Here is an 18,833-nt window from a genome sequence, read left to right on the forward strand (position 1 = left end):
GTTACCTGATTTTTTCCGTCAGTCATAGAACCGGGCGCCACTAAATTTCTTCCTGGCCGGCGCGGAACTGGCCGCGCGGCATGATGTTGACGCTCTCATGCAGTTCCGACCACACCAGCACCACTTCGCCGTTTTTCAGCTGGCGGCGCACGTCCTCCACCTTCTGCTCCAGCGATCGTTCGTGCTCGCCGTAATCGGTGCCTTCGCGCAGCACAAAGGATTCGATCAGGCTGTTCAGGGTGTCGGTTGCCAGTTCTTGCCAGGGAATGATCACGTCGGGATGTCCAGATAAGGGGAAAGCCAGGCCGGAATGCGATGCTCCAGCCACATGTGCGGTTTTTTCAGCGTGCCGCCGACAAAGCCGACGTGGCCGCCGAACTCGGTCAGCTGATATTCGATATTGCGCGGCAGGCCGGCGACGTCGGGGATCACCTCATGGGTCATGAAGGGATCGTCCTTCGCATGGATGATCAGCAGCGGCGTTTGGATCGCCGGCAACAGCGGCAGGGCGCTGCAGCGGCGATAATAATCGGTGGCGTCACTGAAGCCGTGAATGCGCGAGGTGATGGCGTCGTCGAATTCGCGGATGCGCCGCAAACCGTTCAGCTGTGACAGCTTGAGCGGCAGGGTGTCCGGGTAGTGCAACAGCTTGCGGGTGGCGTTTTGTTTCAGCTGCCCCAACAGGTAGCGCTGATAGACGCGGGAGAAGCCTTGCTCCATGCGGTAGGCGCAGGGCTCCAGCATCAGCGGCGCCGAGACCACCACCGCCGCCTGCAGCAGGCTGTCGGCGCCTTGCTGCGCCAGATAACAGGCCAGCATGTTGCCGCCGAGCGAAACGCCTACCGCCGCGGTTGGCACCTCACCGTAGCTGTCGCGCAGCCAGCGCAGGAAGAAACGCGCGTCTTCGGTTTCACCGGAGTGGTAGATGCGCTGCTTGCGGTTGGGCACGCCGCTGCAGCCGCGAAAGTGCATCACCACGCCGAGCCAGCCGCGCTCGCGCCAGGCGTTGAGCAGGCCGTGCGCGTAGGGGCTGTAGAAGCTGCCTTCCAGACCGTGGAACAGCACCGCGCGCGGTTTGTCGCGCGCCTGCGCCGGATCCTCGCTCCAGGCGAGATCGACGAAATCGCCGTCGGGCAATTCCAGCCGTTGCCAATGCGGTTTCAATAACACGCGGCGGCGCACCAGCCGCGGCAACAGCGTTTGCAGGTGCGGGTTACTGGCCCCGGTCAGGGGGCGAAAGACGTCATGCATAGGCGGAGTAAAAATGTTGTTGGCGACTATTGTGAGATCCCAGGCGCACTGTTAGCTTCAATACCAATAACTGACAATGATACTGCAAAAAAGCGCCTTGGGTGAGGAGCACCCGTGCCATGGAACCGAGTTTATTCCTTTCGATGCTGGGCTTCCTGTGGGTCGCCGCCATCACGCCCGGCCCCAATAACCTGCTGCTGACCACCTCCGGCGCGAACTTTGGCTTTATGCGTTCGTTGTGGCTGATGATCGGCATCATGCTCGGCATGCAAAGCATTCTGCTGCTGGTGGCCTTCGGCGTCGGTAGCCTGATCCTGGTTTACCCGTCGCTGCACCTGATCCTGAAAATCCTCGGCAGTTTGTACCTGCTGTGGCTGGCGTGGAAAGTCGCCACCGCCGCCTATGAAAAGCTGGAAACCGACGTGGCGCCGCCGCAGCCGGTGCGGCTGTATCAGGGCTGGCTGCTGCAGTTCCTCAACCCGAAAGCCTGGCTGATGGCGCTGGGCGCGGTGGCGAGCTTCAGTCTGGCGGGCGATAAGTACAACGGTTCCATTGCGGCGATCGCGCTGGGCATTTTGGCGGTAAACATCGTCGCCGGCATTATCTGGCTGGCGTTCGGCACGGTGATCGGCCGCCTGCTGCGCAGCAAAAAAGCCTGGATTATCTTCAACGTTTCCATGGGGCTGCTGACTGCAGCCTGTGTATTACTGATTTGGCATTAAGGAGCGGAACGATGGCGGAAAACTATTATCACGTGGTCGCCTTTACCGGTGAGGGGCTGCGCGGCAACCCGGCCGGGGTCTGCCTGCTGACGCAGCCGCTGCCGACGGCGCGGCTGCAGGCGATCGCCAACGAGATCGGCCTGCCGGAGACCAGCTTTGTCTGGGATGAGGGCGACATGACCGCCATTCGCTGGTTTACCCCGGAGCGTGAGGTCGATCTTTGCGGCCACGGCACGCTGGCGGCGGCGCATGTGATGTTCAGCGCGGTTAACCCGGCGCTGAAGGATATTCGCTTCAGATCGGCCGGCGGCGAGCTGTTCGTCAAGCGCGATGAGCGGGATGGGGAGCGGCTGGTGCTTGATTTCCCCGCCAGGCCGCCGCAGAAAGTCGCCGAACCGGCGGGCCTCGCGGCGCTGCTGGGCGTGCAGCCGCAGGAAGTGTGGCAGGCGAAAGCGCTGCTGGCGGTGGTGGAAAATGAGGCGCAGGTGCGCGCGCTGCGCCCGGACATCCCGGCGCTGATCGCATTGGCCGGCCGCGCGGTGATCGTCACCGCGCCGGGTGACACCGTGGACTTCGTTTCGCGCTATTTCACGCTCGACGGCGGCGAGGATCCGGTGACCGGCTCCGCGCACTGCACGTTGATGCCTTATTGGACGGCGCGTCTCGGCCGCCATCGGCTGCACGCCCGGCAGATTTCGGCGCGCGGCGGCGAGCTGTTCTGCGAACTGCAAGGGGACCGCACGCTGCTCGGCGGCTATGCTCACGTGTTCTTGCGCGGGACGATCGTGCTGTGATTCGTTTTAATATTACCTAAGGTAATAAAGAAGACTTTTTTATTCTTTTATCGCCCGTCATCGCTCAGATAAAACTGTCAGCAACTGAACAGATTTTTATCAACGGAGCGGAACATGGCGGGCAAACTCTTTTCTTTACGCAACGCGGCGCTGCTGGCGCTGTCGCTCAGCGCGGCCAGCGCCTATGCGGTGGACGTGACCGTGGCGTACCAGACGTCGGCGGAGCCGGCCAAGGTGGCGCAGGCGGAAAACAGCTTCGCCAAACAGTCCGGCGCGACCGTCGACTGGCGTAAGTTCGACAGCGGCTCCAGCGTGTTGCGCGCGCTGGCCTCCGGCGACGTGCAGATCGGCAATATCGGCTCCAGCCCGCTGGCGGTGGCCGCCAGCCAAAAACTCCCCATCGAAGTGTTCCTCATCGCCTCGCAGCTCGGCAGTTCCGAAGCGCTGGTGGTGAAGAATGACATCAAAAGCCCGCAGGATCTGATCGGCAAGCGCATCGCGGTGCCGTTTATCTCCACCACCCATTACAGCCTGCTGGCCTCGCTCAAACATTGGGGCATCAAGCCTGAACAGGTGAAGATCCTCAATCTGCAGCCGCCGGCCATCGCCGCCGCCTGGCAGCGCGGCGACATCGACGGCGCCTACGTCTGGGCGCCGGTGGTCAACGAACTGGCCAAACAGGGCAAGGTGCTGACCGACTCCGCGCAGGTGGGCGAATGGGGTTCGCCAACCCTGGACGTGTGGGTGGTGCGCAAAGACTTCGCCGAGAAACATCCCGACGTGGTGACCGCCTTTGCCGCCAGCGCTCTGCAGGCGCAGAAGGCCTACCTGGCGGCGCCGGAACAGTGGCTGAAAGATCCGAGCCATCTCAGCACCTTGGCGCGCTTGAGCGGCGTGCCGCAAGCGCAGGTGCCGGAGCTGGTGAAGGGGAACCGTTATCTGCCGGTGGCGGATCAGGTCGCCCAACTCGGTCAGCCGGTGGACAAGGCGATTCGCGATACCGCCGAATTCCTCAAGCAGCAGGGCAAGATCCCGCAGGTCGACAGCGATTACAGCGCTTATGTGACCGACCGTTTTGTGAAACAGGTGCAGGCTGCGCCGCAGTCGTAAGGAAGCAGGATGCTAAACGTCAGCCATCTTTCAGCAGAGTATCAGGGGCGGCCCGCGCTGCGTGACGTGTCGTTCCAGATCGCCGCCGGGCAACTGGTGGTGGTGCTCGGCCCGTCGGGCTGCGGCAAAACCACGCTGCTGAATTTAATCGCCGGGTTTATCGAGCCTTCAGCTGGCAGCATCACGCTGGATGGAACGTCCGTTCATGGCCCAAGCGCCGAACGGGGCGTGGTGTTCCAGCATGAGGGTTTACTGCCGTGGCGTAACGTGGTGGACAACGTCGAGTTCGGCCTGCAGCTGGCCGGCGTCGGCAAGGCGCAGCGCCGCCAGGTGGCGGAGCAGATGTTGCAGCGCGTCGGTCTGGCCGGTTACGAGCGGCATTTCATCTGGCAGCTTTCCGGCGGCATGCGCCAACGCGTCGGCATCGCCCGCGCTCTGGCCGCCGATCCGCGTCTGCTGTTGCTGGATGAACCGTTCGGCGCGCTGGACGCGTTCACTCGCGAGCAGATGCAGGAGCTGCTGCTGACCATCTGGCGCGATACCGGCAAGCAGGTGCTGCTGATTACTCACGATATTGAAGAGGCGGTGTTCCTCGCCAGCGAGCTGTTGCTGCTGTCGCCGGGGCCGGGGCAAGTGGTGGAGCGGCTGTCGCTGAACTTCGGCCAACGCTATGCCGACGGCGAAGCCTGCCGCTCGATTAAGTCCGATCCTGAATTTATCGCGCAGCGCGAATACGTGCTGGGCAAGGTTTTCCAACAGCGCGAGGCCTTGTTATGAGCCTGCATTCCACGTTAAAGGCCGCGGCGCAGCCGCAGGGCAAAGCGACGCGCCGTTTCAGCGTGCCGCGCAATGTTTGGCTGAGCGGCGCCACGCTGTTGACGGTGTTGATCGTCTGGTGGGGCGTGACGGCGCTGCAGCTGATCAGCCCGCTGTTCCTACCGGCGCCGCAGCAGGTATTGCATCAGCTGATCACCATCGCCAGCCCGCAAGGCTTTATGGACGCCACGCTGTGGCAGCATCTGGCGGCCAGCCTGGGGCGCATTTTGGTGGCGCTGCTGGCGGCGGTGATCGTCGGCATTCCGGTGGGTATCGCCATGGGGCTGAACGACACGGTGCGCGGCATCCTCGATCCGCTGATTGAGATCTATCGTCCGGTGCCGCCGTTGGCGTATTTACCGCTGATGGTGATTTGGTTCGGCATCGGCGAAACCTCGAAGATTTTGCTGATTTATCTGGCGATTTTCGCGCCGGTGACGCTGTCCGCCGTGGCGGGCGTGCGCAGCGTGGCGCAGGTGCGGGTGCGCGCCGCCCGCGCGCTGGGCGCCACGCGTTGGCAGGTGCTGCGTTTCGTGGTGCTGCCGAGCGCGCTGCCGGAGATCCTGACCGGCATTCGCATCGGGCTGGGTGTCGGCTGGTCGACGCTGGTGGCCGCCGAACTGATCGCCGCCACGCGCGGCCTGGGATTTATGGTGCAATCCGCCGGTGAGTTTCTGGCGACCGACGTGGTGCTGGCCGGCATCGGCGTGATTGCGGTGATTGCATTTGGGTTGGAGCTGGGGCTGCGCGCCCTGCAGCGCCGATTGACCCCGTGGCATGGAGTACAGCAATGAACGAACGTCTGAATATCACCCCGCTGGGGCCTTACATCGGGGCGCTGGTGGAAAACGTCGAGTTGGCCCGGCCGTTGGGCGACGGCCAGTTTGAACAGCTTTATCATGCGCTGCTCAAGCATCAGGTGCTGTTCTTCCGCAACCAGCCGATCACACCGCTGCAGCAGCGCGATCTGGCCGGCCGCTTCGGCGATCTGCATATCCATCCGGTCTATCCGCACGCCACCGACGTGGAAGAGATCATCGTGCTCGATACTCACGACGACAATCCGCCGGACAACGACAACTGGCACACCGACGTGACCTTTATCGAGAACCCGCCGCTGGGCGCGATCCTGGCGGCCAAGACCTTGCCTGCCTCCGGCGGCGATACGCTGTGGGCCAGCGGCATCGCCGCCTATGAGGCGCTGTCGGCGCCGTTCAGAACGCTGCTCGCGGGGCTGCGCGCGGAACATGACTTCACCAAGTCGTTCCCGGAGCACAAGCATCGCGGCAGTGAAGAAGAGCATCAGCGCTGGCAACTGGCGGTGCAGAAAAACCCGCCGCTGTTGCATCCGGTGGTGCGTACCCATCCGGTCAGCGGCCGGCAGGCGCTGTTCGTCAATGAAGGGTTCACCACGCGGATCGTCGATCTGGCGCCGAAGGAGAGCGACGCTTTACTGAATTTCCTGTTTGCTCACATCACCAAACCGGAGTTTCAGGTGCGCTGGCGTTGGCAGGAGAATGACGTGGCGATCTGGGATAACCGCGTGACGCAGCACTACGCCAACGCGGATTATCTGCCGCAGCGGCGCATCATGCACCGCGCGACCATTCTGGGGGACAAGCCCTTTTACAAGGCGTAACAACGGTTAGGCGTCGAACGCCTGCGTTAACTGCTCCAACTGTTCCTGCGCATCCAGCCAGGTCATTTCCGTCTCTTCGAGCGCGGATTTGGCCTGGCTTTGCTTTTGCAGGCAGTCGGTCAGTTCGGCCTTGCGGCTGATGTCGTACAGTGCGGAATCCGCCAACTGCTCTTCCACCGCCGCCAGTTCGGCACCCAGTTTTTCCATCTGCTGTTCCAGCTTGGCGATCTGCTTGCGCAGCGGTTGGGTTTGCGTACGGAACTCCGCCTCGCGGCGTTTTTGATCCTTACGCGCCTGCGCGCTGTTGGCACCGCTCTCTTTTTCCGGCGCGTCCTGCTGGCTTTCCTGGCGCTGCAGATCGATCAGCCACTGCTGATAATCGTCGAGATCGCCTTCGAAAGGCTCGACCTGGCCATCGTGCACCAGGTACAGATCGTCGGTGGTGGAGCGCAGCAGGTGACGGTCGTGCGAGACTACCACCAATGCGCCTTCGAAATCGATCAGCGCCTCGGTCAGCGCCTGGCGCATGTCGAGATCCAGGTGGTTGGTCGGTTCATCGAGCAGCAGCAGGTTCGGGCGCTGCCAGACGATCAGCGCCAGCACCAGCCGCGCCTTCTCGCCGCCGGAGAAGCGCTCGGTGATTTCACTGACCTTGTCGCCCTGGAAGCCGAAACCGCCCAGATAGTCGCGCAGCTGCTGCTCCAGCACCCTTGGGGCGATGCGGCTCAGATGTTGCAACGGCGATTCGTCGGCGCGCAGGAATTCCAACTGGTGCTGGGCGAAGTAACCCAGCTTGATGCCTTTTGCCAGACCGATCTCGCCGCTCAGCGGTTCCAGGGTGCCGGCCAGCAGTTTGATCAGCGTCGATTTACCGGCGCCGTTGCGGCCCAGCAGGCCGATGCGTGAGCCGGGCACCAGGTTCAGCTTGATGGACTTCAGGATCACTTTCTCGCCGTACCCGGCGCTGACCTTTTCCATGCGCAGCAGCGGGTTCGGCAGGCTTTCCGGCGGCCGGAAGCTGAAGGTGAACGGGTTGTCGACGTGCGCCGGGGCGATCAGCTCCATGCGCTCCAGCATCTTGATGCGGCTCTGCGCCTGCTTGGCCTTGGTCGCCTGCGCACGGAAACGGTCGATATAGCTTTGCAGGTGCGCCACTTTTTCTTGCTGGTGCTGATACAGCGACTGCTGCTGCGCCAGTTTGGTGGCGCGTTGGCGTTCGAACGACGAGTAGTTGCCGGTGTACTCGTTCATCGTCTGCTGTTCGATATGCAGGATCTTGTCGACGATCGGATCGAGGAAGTCGCGGTCGTGCGAGATCAGCACCAGCGTGCCGGGATAGCTTTTCAGCCAGCGCTCCAGCCAGATCACCGCATCGAGATCCAGGTGGTTGGTCGGTTCGTCGAGCAGCAGCAGATCGGAACGGCACACCAGCGCCTGCGCCAGGTTAAGACGCATGCGCCAGCCGCCGGAAAAGTCGCGTACCGGGCTTTGCAGCTGTTCGTTGGAGAAGCCGAGGCCGTGCAGCAGGCTGGCGGCGCGGGAACGAATGGTCCAGGCGTCGATGGCGTCCAGCTTGCCGTGCAGGGTGGCGATGGCGTGGCCGTCGTTGCGGTCGTTGGCGGCCTGCAGTTCGGCTTCGAGCTGGCGAAACTCGCGGTCGCCGTCGATAACATACTCGATCGCCGGCACGTCCAGCGCCGGCGTCTCCTGGTTGACCCAGGCCAGCGCCCAGTTGCCGGGGAAGGTGAAGCTGCCGCCGTCCGCCGCGATCTCGCCTTTCAGCAGCGACAACAGCGTGGATTTGCCGCAGCCGTTTTTGCCGACCAGGCCGACCTTCTGACCGGGATTAACCGTCGCCGTGGCGTTGTCCAGCAGGACGCGGATGCCGCGTCGGATTTGTAGCGAGGAGAATACAATCATAAAGCGCCGTATGTTCAGAGTATGTTAAATTATCATTAAGGTAACAGAACGCGCACCGCGCGCTGTTTTTGTCTTTGCGATGCATGGTAACGGAAAACCGCTACCCTGACGACGCTTTGGAGGGGAATGATGTCGCAGCCGCCCAAGGTCTTGCTGCTGTATGCCCATCCGGAATCCCATGACTCGGTGGCGAACCGGGTTTTGCTTCGACCGGCGCAGCAATTGGAACATGTCACCGTGCACGATCTCTACGCGCACTACCCTGATTTTTTTATCGATATTCATCACGAACAACAGCTGCTGCGTGAGCATCAGGTCATCGTGTTTCAGCACCCGCTGTATACCTACAGCTGCCCGGCGCTGCTGAAGGAATGGCTGGATCGCGTGCTGTCGCGCGGCTTCGCCAGCGGCGTGGGCGGCAATGCGCTGGCGGGCAAATACTGGCGTTCGGTGATCACCACCGGCGAGCCGGAAGGCGCCTACCGCACCGGCGGTTATAACCATTATCCGATGGAAGATATCCTGCGGCCGTTCGAGTTGACCGCCGGGATGTGCCATATGCACTGGTTGACGCCGTTCGTGGTCTATTGGGCGCGGCGGCAAAAGCCGGAGGTGCTGCGCAGCCACGCAGACGCCTACGGGGAGTGGCTGAGCCACCCGCTGCCGCACGGGGGGCGGTGATCATGGAAGGATCGACCTTACTGACCGCCATTTTACTGTTCCTGTTCGCCGCGGTGGTGACGGTGCCGATCGCCCGTCGCCTGGGGATTGGCGCGGTGCTGGGGTATCTGATCGCCGGCATCGCCATCGGCCCGTGGGGATTGGGTTTTATTCGCGACGTTGACGAGATCCTGCACTTCTCCGAGCTGGGCGTGGTGTTCCTGATGTTCATCATCGGCCTGGAGCTGAACCCCAGCAAGCTATGGGAGCTGCGGCGCTCGATTTTCGGCGCCGGCGCCGGCCAGGTGCTGATCACCGCGGCGGTGCTGGGCGCATTGCTGTACCTGACGAACTTCGCCTGGCAGGCGGCGGTGATCGGCGGCGTTGGCCTGGCGATGTCTTCCACCGCCATGGCGCTGCAGCTGATGCGCGAAAAGGGCATGAACCGCAACGAAGGCGGGCAGCTGGGTTTCTCGGTGCTGCTGTTCCAGGATATGGCGGTGATCCCGGCGCTGGCGTTGATCCCCATTCTGGCCGGCGCCGGCGGCACCAGCGACGACTGGGCGAAGATCGCGCTCAAGGTGGCGGCGTTCGGCGGTATGCTGATCGGCGGCCGCTTCCTGCTGCGGCCGCTGTTCCGCTATATCGCCGCTTCCGGCGTGCGCGAGATCTTCACTGCCGCGGCGCTGCTGCTGGTGCTCGGCTCGGCGCTGTTTATGGAGACGCTCGGTCTGTCGATGGCGCTCGGCACCTTCATCGCCGGCGTGCTGCTGGCGGAGAGCGAATACCGCCACGAACTGGAGATCTCCATCGAGCCGTTTAAAGGGCTGCTGCTGGGGCTGTTCTTTATCTCGGTGGGCATGGTGTTGAATATCGGCGTGCTCTACACCCATCTGGCCGAGGTGTTGATCGGCGTGTTGGCGTTGGTGGCGGTGAAATCCGGCGTGCTCTACGGCGTGTCGCGCCTGTTCGGCCTGCGCAGTTCGGTACGCCTGCAGTTCGCCGGCGTGCTCAGCCAGGGCGGTGAGTTCGCCTTCGTGCTGTTTTCGGCGGCGGGCGCCCAAAAGGTGCTGCAGCCGGATCAACTCTCTTTGCTGCTGGTGGTGGTGACGCTGTCGATGATGACCACGCCGCTGTTGATGCAGGCCATCGATCGCATTTTGGCGCGCCGCTATAACGCCAAAGACGAAGACGAGGAGACGCCGTACGTGGAAGATGACGATCCGCAGGTGATCATCGTCGGCTTCGGGCGTTTTGGCCAGGTGATCGGCCGCCTGCTGATGGCCAACAAAATGCGCATTACCGTACTGGAACGCGACGTCAGCGCCGTCGGCGTGCTGCGGCGCTACGGTTACAAGGTCTATTACGGCGACGCCACCGAGCTGGAGCTGCTGCGCGCGGCGGGCGCAGAGAAGGCCAAGTCGATCGTGATCACCAGCAATGAGCCGGAAGACACCATGGCGATCGTGCGGCTGTGCCAGCAGCACTTCCCGAACCTGAGCATTCTGGCGCGCGCGCGCGGCCGCGTGGAGGCGCATGAGCTGCTACAGGCGGGCGTAAAACAGTTCAGCCGCGAGACCTTCTCCAGCGCGCTGGAACTGGGGCGCAAGGCGCTGATGGAATTGGGCATGCACCCGCATCAGGCCTTTCGCGCCCAGCAGCATTTCCGACGTCTGGATATGCGCATGCTGCGTGAGCTGATGCCGCCGCATCAGGGCGACGTGGCGCAAATTTCTCGCGTGAAAGAGGCGCGGCGCGAGCTGGAAGAGCTGTTCCATCGCGAAATGCAAAAAGAAAGTCGCCAGTTTGACGGCTGGGATGAATACGAATAAGCGGGAGCATAACGATGTCTGCAACACGTAAGAGATTTATCGCCGGAGCGGTGTGTCCGAGCTGTAGCGCCATGGATACGCTGGCGGTATGGCGGGAGGATCAGGTGGAAGTGGTGGAGTGCGTCAAGTGCGGCCATCACCAGCGCCAGACCGAACAACAGGTGGAAAAACACGTTCGACCGCAAGAGCAGGTGATCGGCATTTTTCAGCCGAAGTAGCGTTTTTTTATCCCGAAGGGTACAGCGAGGCAGATTTCCGTTACAATCTGTCCGGAAAAGGCGCGCATCCCGATAACGGTGCGCGTCCTAGTAGCCAACGGTAGGAGATATCATGAAAGTAGCAAAAGACTTGGTGGTCAGCCTGGCTTACCAAGTACGTACAGAAGACGGTGTTTTGGTTGATGAGTCTCCGGTGAGCGCACCGCTGGACTATCTGCACGGGCATGGTTCTCTGATCGCAGGTCTGGAAAAAGCGCTCGAAGGCCACGACGTTGGCGATCGTTTTGACGTTCACGTCGGCGCGAACGACGCGTACGGCAACTACGACGAAAACCTGGTGCAGCGCGTACCGAAAGACGTCTTCATGGGCGTTGACGAACTGCAGGTCGGCATGCGTTTCCTGGCTGACACCGATCAGGGCCCGGTACCGGTTGAAATCACTGAAGTTGACGGCGACCACGTTGTGGTTGACGGCAACCACATGCTGGCCGGCCAAAACCTGAACTTCAACGTGGAAGTTGTCGCGATCCGCGAAGCGACCGCAGAAGAACTGGCGCACGGTCACGTACACGGCGAGCACGATCATCACCACGAGCACGGTGAAGGCTGCTGCGGCGGTCACGGCCACAGCCACGATCACGACCATAGTCACGACCACGGTAAAGGCGGTTGCGGCAACGGCGGTTGCGGCTGCCACTAAGCAGAACGCGATCACGAGACGAGAGGGCGGCCATCGGCTGCCCTTTTTTATGCGCGGCGCCCATCAATAGTGCGGCGGAGGCGTTTCTTCCGATTGCGAGGCGATCATCGAAGTTTGGGTCGAACGCAGCTTGTCGGTCAACATGCGCAGGTGTTCGCGCATCTTCAGCATTTCCATCTGATGCTGGGTGACGGTCTGGTTGAGCTCTTCGATAGTAAGCTCTTGAAAGGCCTGACGGCTTTCCAGTTCTTCAAGCCGCTGTAGCAGACCTTGAATGTCGTGATTGTGCATGAGGCTACCTCTGACGCGATAAAATCCTGATTCGGCGCTATGGTAACAGCTGGCGCCGGGTTTGCTCGCGCTATTTCTTTGGGCGGCGCGCAACGTTGCGATCGGCAGTGTAAAGTGCTGAAAAGTTATGCGCTCGATATGCCGTTTTTTGCTAACCTCGCCGAATATTCTGCAAGAAAAATCTGATTTATCATGTGAGTAGCGAGGGATGGGAAACTTCTTGGCAAAGTGGGAGTCACACTTTGACTCGATTGGTTACCTGTGCGACTGTTTTGTTTTGTTTCAGGCAGCTATAGTAGCCCGGTTATCTTACCTAATGATTGTTTGGGGCATTGCTTCAGACACTGGAGAAATGGATGAAATCTTTGTTTAAAGTCACGCTTCTGGCAACCACCATGGCTTTTGCTCTGAATGCGACCCAGGTCATGGCAGCCGATGCCGCCAAACCGGCAGAAGCCGCTAAACCAGCGGACGCGGCAGCAGCGCCAAGCACCGGCAAGTTCAAAAACGACGACGAGCAAGCGGCTTACGCACTGGGCGCCTCTCTTGGCCGTTACATGGATAACTCTCTGAAAGAGCAAGAGAAGCTGGGCATCAAGCTGGATAAAGATCAGCTGATCGCCGGCGTTCAGGACGCTTTCGCTAACAAGAGCAAGCTGAACGACGCCGACATCGAGAAGACCCTGCAGGGCTTTGAAGCGCGCGTGAAGGCTTCCGCTCAGGCGAAGATGGAGCAGGACGCCAAGGACAACGAAACCAAAGGCGCCAAGTATCGCGACAGCTTCGCTAAAGAAAAAGGCGTGAAGAAAACCGAATCCGGCCTGCTGTATCAGGTAGAGAAACCGGGCGCGGGTGAAGCGCCGAAAGACAGCGACACCGTGGTGGTGAACTACAAAGGCACCCTGACCGACGGTACCGAGTTCGATAACTCCTACACCCGCGGCGAGCCGCTGTCATTCCGTCTGGACGGTGTGATCCCTGGCTGGACCGAAGGCCTGAAGCACATCAAGAAAGGCGGCAAAATCAAGCTGGTGATCCCACCGGCGCTGGCCTACGGCAAAACCGGCGTTCCGGGCATCCCGGCTAACTCCACGCTGGTCTTCGACGTCGAGCTGCTGGATGTGAAAGCGGCGCCGAAAGCCGACGCTAAAGCCGAAAAACCGGCCGACGCCAAAGCCGACGCCAAAGCGAAATAATCTCGTCGCTCTGTTTGCCACCGCCGCGGATGCCCTCCGCGGCGGTTTTCATTTCGGCAGCCGCTACCGCTCTCTCCATTGAACGCTTGACGCCTGCCGGGCATCGGGCTTAACGTCAATACCACGCGCAAACGCAAGGACTTTGCTCCGGCCGCTTTGCTAGACTAATAATTCTGACTTATCAGTCATGCGTCTGCCCCTTAGGGCGTGTACCTAAAATTGTTCCCGGCCGCCTCGCCCGCGGATGTCATCGCGCCGTTTTATGCCGCTCTCAGCCAGCCGCGCTGCAGCGCGCCGACGACGGCAGCGTTCCGGCCCGAGCGGTTTTAGCTGCGCCCCCTGGCACAGGCGATCTATGAGGGTGGTATCTTCGATGTCGAATTCGCTTTTATCCAGCGAAGCCAGCGAACTTGATTTGCTGAATGAACGTCCGTTTACTCAAACGGATCATGAAATCCTGAAATCCTATGAAGCGGTGGTCGACGGGCTGGCGATGTTGATCGGCGGCCACTGCGAAATCGTATTGCACGCGCTGGAAGACCTGAACAGCTCGGCGGTGCGCATCGCCAACGGGGAACACACCGGGCGCAAAATCGGCTCGCCGATCACCGACCTGGCGCTGCGCATGCTGCACGACATGGCCGGCGACGACAGCAGCGTGTCGAAAGCCTACTTTACCCGCGCCAAAAGCGGCGTATTGATGAAATCGGTGACGATCGCCATTCGCAATCGCGAGCAGCGGGTGATTGGTTTGTTGTGCATCAACATGAACCTCGACGTGCCGTTCTCGCAGATCATGCAAACCTTTATGCCGCCGACAGCGCAGGACGTGCCGTCTTCGGTGAACTTCGCCTCTTCCGTCGACGATCTGGTGGCGCAGACGCTGGAGTTCACCATCGAAGAGGTGAACGCCGACCGCTCGGTGTCCAATAACGCCAAGAATCGACAGGTGGTGCTCAATCTCTATGAGAAAGGCATCTTCGACATCAAGGATGCGATCAACCAGGTGGCGGATCGTCTGAATATCTCCAAACACACCGTCTATCTGTACATTCGCCAGTTTAAAAGCGGCGACCTGGTGGGAAGCGACCGCTGATGCTCGACTATTGTCTGTTGGTTACCGGCCCGGCTTATGGCACGCAGCAGGCCAGCAGCGCCTATCAATTCGCTCAGGCTTTACTGGCGAAAGGGCACCGTCTTTCCAGCGTCTTTTTCTACCGTGAAGGGGTGTTGAACGCCAACCAGTTAACCGCGCCCGCCAGCGACGAATTCGATCTGGTGCGCGGCTGGACGCAGCTCGCGCAGCAACACGGCGTAGTGCTCAACGTCTGCGTGGCCGCCGCGCTGCGTCGGGGCGTCACCGACGAGCAGGAGGCGCAGCAGCAGGGGCTGGTCGGCGCCAACCTGCAGCCCGGTTTTACCCTGAGCGGGCTGGGTTCCCTGGCCGAAGCGTCGCTGAGTTGCGACCGTCTGGTGCAGTTCTGAGGAAATGATGAAACGAGTCGCTTTTGTTTTCACCCACGGGCCGCATGGCGGCGCCGGCGGCAGGGAAGGGCTGGATGCGCTGCTCGCCACGTCGGCGCTCAGTGAAGATTTGGGGGTGTTTTTTATCGGCGATGGCGTGTTGCAGCTGTTGCCGGGCCAGCAACCGGAAAAGATTTTGGCGCGCAATTATATCGCCACTTTCGGCGTGCTGCCGCTGTATGACGTGGAGCGGTGTTATCTGTGCCAGGCTTCGCTGCAGGAACGTGGGCTGAGTCAGGTGACCGATTGGGTGCTGGATGCCGAGGTGCTTGCGCCGGACGAACTGCGCCGTGAATTGGCCGGCTACGACGCCATAATGACGTTTTAGGAACTTCTGATGTTGTATACCCTGAGCCATTCGCCAAACCAATGTGACCTGCCCGCGCTGTTGCGCCTGACCGCGGAGGGCGACGCGCTGCTGCTGCTGCAGGACGGCGTGCTCGCAGGCCTTGTTGGCAGCGCCCATCTTGAATCGCTGCTCGCCGCCCCCATATCCCTTTATGCGCTGCAGGACGACCTGGAAGCCAGGGGGTTGATTGGTCATTTTTCGCACAAAATCACTGTCGTCGGCTATAATCACTTCGTTGAATTAACCGAACAACACCGCAGCCAAATGGCCTGGTAATGAGAGTGATGTTGTATATTTCTTGACACCCATACTGGTCAGCCCTAAAATTCTGCGTCCTCGTACTTTGCCAGTAGTGCATACGAGGGGATTTATCACATGTTTACGAAGCTAGTACGAAGCAAAAACCAGGAGCTTTTTTAATGGCAACAATTAACCAGCTGGTTCGCAAACCACGCTCTGTGAAGGCTGCTAAAAGCAACGTTCCAGCGCTGGAAGCCTGCCCGCAGAAACGTGGCGTATGCACCCGCGTATATACCACTACCCCGAAAAAACCAAACTCCGCACTGCGTAAAGTTTGCCGTGTGCGTTTGACCAACGGTTTCGAAGTGACTTCCTACATCGGTGGCGAAGGCCACAACCTGCAGGAACACTCCGTAATCCTGATCCGTGGCGGTCGTGTAAAAGACCTGCCAGGTGTGCGTTACCACACCGTCCGTGGTGCACTTGACTGCTCCGGTGTTAAAGACCGTAAGCAAGCTCGTTCCAAGTACGGCGTGAAGAAGCCAAAGGCTTAATGGTTCTCCGTTAAGTAAGGCCAAACGTTTTAACTTTAATGTCAAAATAAACTCGTAGAGTTTTGGACAATCCTGAATTAACAACGGAGTATTTCCATGCCACGTCGTCGCGTAATCGGCCAACGTAAAATCCTGCCAGATCCTAAGTTCGGATCTGAGCTGCTGGCCAAATTTGTAAATATCCTGATGGTAGACGGTAAAAAATCTACTGCAGAAGCAATCGTCTATACCGCGCTGGAGACCCTGGCTCAGCGTTCTGGTAAAGATCACCTGGAAGCTTTCGAAGTCGCTCTCGACAACGTTCGCCCGACTGTAGAAGTTAAGTCGCGTCGCGTTGGCGGTTCTACTTATCAGGTACCAGTTGAAGTCCGCCCGGTTCGTCGTAATGCTCTGGCAATGCGTTGGATCGTTGATGCTGCACGTAAACGCGGTGATAAATCCATGGCTCTGCGCCTGGCGAACGAGCTGTCTGACGCAGCAGAGAACAAAGGTTCTGCTGTTAAGAAGCGTGAAGACGTTCACCGTATGGCCGAAGCCAACAAGGCGTTCGCCCACTACCGCTGGTAATCATCTGGCTGTAGTCATGCTAACCAAGCGGGCGCGTCAAATCGGCCCGCTTGGGTTAACTGAACTTGAACGCCCTAGGAATAGAGGAATCAAATGGCTCGTACAACACCCATTGCACGCTACCGTAACATCGGTATCAGTGCTCACATCGACGCCGGTAAAACCACCACTACCGAACGTATTCTGTTCTACACCGGTGTAAACCACAAAATCGGTGAAGTTCATGACGGCGCTGCCACCATGGACTGGATGGAACAGGAGCAGGAGCGTGGTATTACCATCACTTCTGCAGCGACGACTGCCTTCTGGTCTGGTATGGCCAAGCAGTTCGAACCGCATCGCGTAAACATCATCGACACCCCAGGGCACGTTGACTTCACCATCGAAGTAGAACGTTCCATGCGTGTGCTGGATGGCGCGGTAATGGTTTACTGTGCTGTTGGTGGTGTTCAGCCACAGTCTGAAACCGTATGGCGTCAGGCTAACAAATACAAAGTGCCACGTATCGCGTTCGTTAACAAAATGGACCGTATGGGCGCTAACTTCCTGAAAGTTGTTGGCCAGATCAAAACTCGTCTGGGCGCTAACCCTGTTCCTCTGCAGCTGGCTATCGGCGCAGAAGACAAATTCACCGGCGTTATCGACCTGGTGAAGATGAAGGCGATCAACTGGAACGAAGAAGACGCAGGCGTTACCTTCGAATACGAAGACGTCCCGGCTGACATGATGGAACTGGCTGAAGAATGGCGCCAGAACCTGATCGAATCCGCTGCGGAAGCTTCCGAAGAGCTGATGGAAAAATACCTGGGTGGCGAAGAGCTGACCGAGGCAGAAATCAAATCCGCTCTGCGTCAGCGCGTGCTGAACAACGAAATCATCCTGGTTACCTGTGGTTCTGCGTTCAAGAACAAGGGCGTACAGGCGATGCTGGATGCGGTAATCGAATACCTGCCGGCGCCAACTGACGTTCCTGCGATCAACGGTATCCTGGACGACGGTAAAGACACCCCGGCTGAGCGTCACGCAAGTGATGACGAGCCGTTCTCTGCTCTGGCGTTCAAAATCGCTACCGACCCGTTCGTAGGTAACCTGACCTTCTTCCGCGTGTACTCCGGCGTTGTTAACTCCGGCGACACCGTGCTGAACTCCGTTAAGGCTGCGCGCGAGCGTTTCGGCCGTATCGTTCAGATGCACGCCAACAAGCGTGAAGAGATCAAAGAAGTTCGCGCAGGCGACATCGCCGCTGCGATCGGTCTGAAAGACGTGACCACCGGGGACACCCTGTGTGATCCAGACTCTCCAATCATCCTGGAGCGTATGGAATTCCCTGAGCCGGTAATCTCTATCGCCGTTGAACCAAAAACCAAAGCTGACCAAGAGAAAATGGGTCTGGCTCTGGGCCGTCTGGCTAAAGAAGACCCGTCATTCCGCGTATGGACTGACGAAGAGTCTAACCAGACCATCATCGCCGGTATGGGTGAACTGCACCTCGACATCATCGTTGACCGCATGAAGCGTGAATTCAACGTTGAAGCTAACGTGGGCAAACCTCAGGTAGCTTACCGCGAAGCGATTCGCGCGAAGATTACCGATGTTGAAGGTAAGCACGCCAAGCAGTCTGGTGGTCGCGGTCAGTACGGTCACGTTGTGATCGACATGTACCCACTGGAGCCGGGCTCTAACCCGAAAGGTTACGAGTTCATCAACGACATCAAAGGCGGCGTAATTCCTGGCGAATACATCCCTGCCGTTGATAAAGGCATCCAGGAGCAGCTGAAGTCTGGTCCGTTGGCTGGTTACCCGGTAGTAGATATGGGTATTCGTCTGCACTTCGGTTCTTACCACGACGTTGACTCCTCTGAACTGGCGTTTAAACTGGCCGCGTCTATCGCCTTTAAAGAAGGCTTTAAGAAAGCGAAACCAGTTCTGCTTGAGCCGATCATGAAGGTTGAAGTTGAAACTCCAGAAGAGAACACCGGTGACGTTATCGGTGACTTGAGCCGTCGTCGCGGCATGCTGCGCGGTCAGGAATCTGAAGTGACTGGCGTTAAGATCCACGCTGAAGTACCGTTGTCCGAAATGTTCGGCTACGCAACTCAGCTGCGTTCTCTGACTAAAGGTCGCGCATCATACACCATGGAATTCCTGAAGTATGATGATGCACCGAACAACGTCGCTCAGGCCGTAATCGAAGCCCGTGGCAAATAAGCCGCAGGGTTAAAACCAAAGTCCCGTGCTCTCTCCAGAAGGGGAGAGCGCTATAGTAAGGAATATAGCCGTGTCTAAAGAAAAATTTGAACGTACAAAACCGCACGTTAACGTTGGTACTATCGGCCACGTTGACCACGGTAAAACTACCCTGACTGCAGCGATCACTACCGTTCTGGCTAAAACCTACGGCGGTTCTGCACGTGCTTTCGACCAGATCGATAACGCGCCAGAAGAAAAAG

General features: G+C 59.5%; 23 protein-coding genes. 19 read left to right on the forward strand and 4 right to left on the reverse strand.

The features are described 5' to 3' along the window. Positions 1–40: 40 nt before the first annotated feature. Positions 41–274 (reverse strand): YheU family protein, encoded by a 234-nt coding sequence (locus IMX17_RS22490; RefSeq protein ID WP_004930376.1) that lies wholly within the window; start codon positions 272–274, stop codon positions 41–43. Further along, entirely contained in the window at positions 271–1,251 is a 981-nt protein-coding gene (locus IMX17_RS22495; RefSeq protein WP_033645258.1) for a hydrolase, read from the reverse strand. The genes IMX17_RS22490 and IMX17_RS22495 overlap by 4 nt, the downstream gene beginning before the upstream one ends. 119 nt (positions 1,252–1,370) lie before the next feature. On the opposite strand from IMX17_RS22495, the gene IMX17_RS22500 reads away from it, so the two are divergent. The 6 genes from IMX17_RS22500 (at position 1,371) to tauD (ending at position 6,332) form a co-directional block, all read left to right on the forward strand. After that, positions 1,371–1,973, forward strand: coding sequence for a LysE family translocator (locus tag IMX17_RS22500; RefSeq protein ID WP_182265727.1), 603 nt, complete (start codon positions 1,371–1,373; stop codon positions 1,971–1,973). A gap of 11 nt (positions 1,974–1,984) precedes the next feature. Next, on the forward strand, positions 1,985–2,767 hold the full coding sequence (locus IMX17_RS22505; RefSeq protein ID WP_182265728.1) for a PhzF family phenazine biosynthesis protein: 783 nt from the start codon (positions 1,985–1,987) through the stop codon (positions 2,765–2,767). Between the two features lie 114 nt (positions 2,768–2,881). Further along, positions 2,882–3,877, forward strand: coding sequence for a taurine ABC transporter substrate-binding protein (gene tauA / locus IMX17_RS22510; RefSeq protein WP_182265729.1), 996 nt, complete (start codon positions 2,882–2,884; stop codon positions 3,875–3,877). A 9-nt stretch (positions 3,878–3,886) separates the two neighbouring features. Next, a complete protein-coding gene (gene tauB / locus IMX17_RS22515; RefSeq protein WP_033645255.1) occupies positions 3,887–4,654 on the forward strand; it encodes a taurine ABC transporter ATP-binding subunit in 768 nt (255 codons plus the stop codon). After that, the gene (gene tauC / locus IMX17_RS22520; RefSeq protein ID WP_033645254.1) at positions 4,651–5,487 is read left to right on the forward strand and encodes a taurine ABC transporter permease TauC; all 837 of its coding nucleotides are present in this window, start codon (positions 4,651–4,653) and stop codon (positions 5,485–5,487) included. The genes tauB and tauC overlap by 4 nt, the downstream gene beginning before the upstream one ends. Then, positions 5,484–6,332, forward strand: coding sequence for a taurine dioxygenase (gene tauD, locus IMX17_RS22525; protein ID WP_046898733.1), 849 nt, complete (start codon positions 5,484–5,486; stop codon positions 6,330–6,332). The genes tauC and tauD overlap by 4 nt, the downstream gene beginning before the upstream one ends. Before the next feature lie 6 nt (positions 6,333–6,338). On the opposite strand, the gene IMX17_RS22530 is transcribed toward tauD, so the two are convergent. Then, the gene (locus IMX17_RS22530) at positions 6,339–8,252 is read right to left on the reverse strand and encodes an ABC transporter ATP-binding protein (RefSeq protein ID WP_046898734.1); all 1,914 of its coding nucleotides are present in this window, start codon (positions 8,250–8,252) and stop codon (positions 6,339–6,341) included. Between the two features lie 129 nt (positions 8,253–8,381). On the opposite strand from IMX17_RS22530, the gene kefG reads away from it, so the two are divergent. The 4 genes from kefG to slyD all read left to right on the forward strand — a co-directional run bounded on the left by kefG (position 8,382) and on the right by slyD (position 11,662). Then, positions 8,382–8,933 (forward strand): glutathione-regulated potassium-efflux system ancillary protein KefG, encoded by a 552-nt coding sequence (kefG, locus tag IMX17_RS22535; protein ID WP_025159909.1) that lies wholly within the window; start codon positions 8,382–8,384, stop codon positions 8,931–8,933. Positions 8,934–8,935: 2 nt separating this feature from the next. Further along, positions 8,936–10,744: a glutathione-regulated potassium-efflux system protein KefB gene (kefB, locus tag IMX17_RS22540; protein WP_182265730.1), complete on the forward strand. Its 1,809-nt coding sequence runs from the start codon at positions 8,936–8,938 to the stop codon at positions 10,742–10,744. Positions 10,745–10,758: 14 nt separating this feature from the next. After that, positions 10,759–10,962, forward strand: coding sequence for a YheV family putative zinc ribbon protein (locus tag IMX17_RS22545; protein WP_015379274.1), 204 nt, complete (start codon positions 10,759–10,761; stop codon positions 10,960–10,962). Between the two features lie 112 nt (positions 10,963–11,074). Next, complete coding sequence (gene slyD / locus IMX17_RS22550; protein WP_182265731.1) at positions 11,075–11,662, forward strand: peptidylprolyl isomerase; 588 nt, start codon at positions 11,075–11,077, stop codon at positions 11,660–11,662. 63 nt (positions 11,663–11,725) lie between these two features. Here slyD and IMX17_RS22555 read toward each other — a convergent pair whose 3' ends face one another. Further along, positions 11,726–11,953 carry a protein SlyX gene (locus tag IMX17_RS22555; protein ID WP_182265732.1) on the reverse strand — a complete coding sequence of 76 codons (228 nt, stop codon included), beginning with the start codon at positions 11,951–11,953 and terminating at the stop codon, positions 11,726–11,728. Positions 11,954–12,309: 356 nt separating this feature from the next. On the opposite strand from IMX17_RS22555, the gene fkpA reads away from it, so the two are divergent. The 9 genes from fkpA to IMX17_RS22600 form a co-directional block, all read left to right on the forward strand. Beyond that, positions 12,310–13,149, forward strand: a complete 840-nt coding sequence (gene fkpA / locus IMX17_RS22560; protein WP_016930330.1) for an FKBP-type peptidyl-prolyl cis-trans isomerase — start codon at positions 12,310–12,312, stop codon at positions 13,147–13,149. Between the two features lie 373 nt (positions 13,150–13,522). Then, positions 13,523–14,245 (forward strand): transcriptional regulator, encoded by a 723-nt coding sequence (locus IMX17_RS22565; RefSeq protein ID WP_033645248.1) that lies wholly within the window; start codon positions 13,523–13,525, stop codon positions 14,243–14,245. After that, on the forward strand, positions 14,245–14,634 hold the full coding sequence (gene tusD, locus IMX17_RS22570) for a sulfurtransferase complex subunit TusD (RefSeq protein ID WP_046898736.1): 390 nt from the start codon (positions 14,245–14,247) through the stop codon (positions 14,632–14,634). The genes IMX17_RS22565 and tusD overlap by 1 nt, the downstream gene beginning before the upstream one ends. Positions 14,635–14,641: 7 nt before the next feature. Further along, positions 14,642–15,001, forward strand: coding sequence for a sulfurtransferase complex subunit TusC (gene tusC, locus IMX17_RS22575; RefSeq protein WP_046898743.1), 360 nt, complete (start codon positions 14,642–14,644; stop codon positions 14,999–15,001). 9 nt (positions 15,002–15,010) lie between these two features. Further along, positions 15,011–15,298, forward strand: a complete 288-nt coding sequence (tusB, locus tag IMX17_RS22580; RefSeq protein ID WP_033645246.1) for a sulfurtransferase complex subunit TusB — start codon at positions 15,011–15,013, stop codon at positions 15,296–15,298. 143 nt (positions 15,299–15,441) lie between these two features. Then, on the forward strand, positions 15,442–15,816 hold the full coding sequence (rpsL, locus tag IMX17_RS22585) for a 30S ribosomal protein S12 (protein ID WP_004930426.1): 375 nt from the start codon (positions 15,442–15,444) through the stop codon (positions 15,814–15,816). Positions 15,817–15,912: 96 nt separating this feature from the next. Continuing rightward, positions 15,913–16,383: a 30S ribosomal protein S7 gene (rpsG, locus tag IMX17_RS22590; RefSeq protein WP_004956203.1), complete on the forward strand. Its 471-nt coding sequence runs from the start codon at positions 15,913–15,915 to the stop codon at positions 16,381–16,383. A gap of 93 nt (positions 16,384–16,476) precedes the next feature. Continuing rightward, positions 16,477–18,591: an elongation factor G gene (gene fusA / locus IMX17_RS22595; protein WP_033645245.1), complete on the forward strand. Its 2,115-nt coding sequence runs from the start codon at positions 16,477–16,479 to the stop codon at positions 18,589–18,591. A 70-nt stretch (positions 18,592–18,661) separates the two neighbouring features. Continuing rightward, on the forward strand, positions 18,662–18,833 hold a 172-nt coding region (locus IMX17_RS22600; RefSeq protein ID WP_227255718.1), incomplete at its 3' end, for a GTP-binding protein.

Source organism: Serratia sp. X3 (assembly GCF_014982455.1).
Taxonomy (GTDB): Bacteria; Pseudomonadota; Gammaproteobacteria; order Enterobacterales; family Enterobacteriaceae; genus Serratia; species Serratia ureilytica.

Excerpts from the sequence above, each read along its gene's own strand:
- tusC (WP_046898743.1), top strand. The coding sequence starts at position 14,642 with ATGAAACGAGTCGCTTTTGTTTTCACCCACGGGCCGCATGGCGGCGCC.
- tusB (WP_033645246.1), top strand. The coding sequence starts at position 15,011 with ATGTTGTATACCCTGAGCCATTCGCCAAACCAATGTGACCTGCCCGCG.
- IMX17_RS22505 (WP_182265728.1), top strand. The coding sequence starts at position 1,985 with ATGGCGGAAAACTATTATCACGTGGTCGCCTTTACCGGTGAGGGGCTG.
- tusD (WP_046898736.1), top strand. The coding sequence starts at position 14,245 with ATGCTCGACTATTGTCTGTTGGTTACCGGCCCGGCTTATGGCACGCAG.
- tauC (WP_033645254.1), top strand. The coding sequence starts at position 4,651 with ATGAGCCTGCATTCCACGTTAAAGGCCGCGGCGCAGCCGCAGGGCAAA.
- IMX17_RS22565 (WP_033645248.1), top strand. The coding sequence starts at position 13,523 with ATGTCGAATTCGCTTTTATCCAGCGAAGCCAGCGAACTTGATTTGCTG.
- tauB (WP_033645255.1), top strand. The coding sequence starts at position 3,887 with ATGCTAAACGTCAGCCATCTTTCAGCAGAGTATCAGGGGCGGCCCGCG.
- rpsL (WP_004930426.1), top strand. The coding sequence starts at position 15,442 with ATGGCAACAATTAACCAGCTGGTTCGCAAACCACGCTCTGTGAAGGCT.
- IMX17_RS22545 (WP_015379274.1), top strand. The coding sequence starts at position 10,759 with ATGTCTGCAACACGTAAGAGATTTATCGCCGGAGCGGTGTGTCCGAGC.
- IMX17_RS22495 (WP_033645258.1), bottom strand. The coding sequence starts at position 1,251 with ATGCATGACGTCTTTCGCCCCCTGACCGGGGCCAGTAACCCGCACCTG.
- IMX17_RS22530 (WP_046898734.1), bottom strand. The coding sequence starts at position 8,252 with ATGATTGTATTCTCCTCGCTACAAATCCGACGCGGCATCCGCGTCCTG.
- kefB (WP_182265730.1), top strand. The coding sequence starts at position 8,936 with ATGGAAGGATCGACCTTACTGACCGCCATTTTACTGTTCCTGTTCGCC.
- fkpA (WP_016930330.1), top strand. The coding sequence starts at position 12,310 with ATGAAATCTTTGTTTAAAGTCACGCTTCTGGCAACCACCATGGCTTTT.
- rpsG (WP_004956203.1), top strand. The coding sequence starts at position 15,913 with ATGCCACGTCGTCGCGTAATCGGCCAACGTAAAATCCTGCCAGATCCT.
- slyD (WP_182265731.1), top strand. The coding sequence starts at position 11,075 with ATGAAAGTAGCAAAAGACTTGGTGGTCAGCCTGGCTTACCAAGTACGT.
- IMX17_RS22555 (WP_182265732.1), bottom strand. The coding sequence starts at position 11,953 with ATGCACAATCACGACATTCAAGGTCTGCTACAGCGGCTTGAAGAACTG.
- IMX17_RS22500 (WP_182265727.1), top strand. The coding sequence starts at position 1,371 with ATGGAACCGAGTTTATTCCTTTCGATGCTGGGCTTCCTGTGGGTCGCC.
- kefG (WP_025159909.1), top strand. The coding sequence starts at position 8,382 with ATGTCGCAGCCGCCCAAGGTCTTGCTGCTGTATGCCCATCCGGAATCC.
- tauD (WP_046898733.1), top strand. The coding sequence starts at position 5,484 with ATGAACGAACGTCTGAATATCACCCCGCTGGGGCCTTACATCGGGGCG.
- tauA (WP_182265729.1), top strand. The coding sequence starts at position 2,882 with ATGGCGGGCAAACTCTTTTCTTTACGCAACGCGGCGCTGCTGGCGCTG.
- fusA (WP_033645245.1), top strand. The coding sequence starts at position 16,477 with ATGGCTCGTACAACACCCATTGCACGCTACCGTAACATCGGTATCAGT.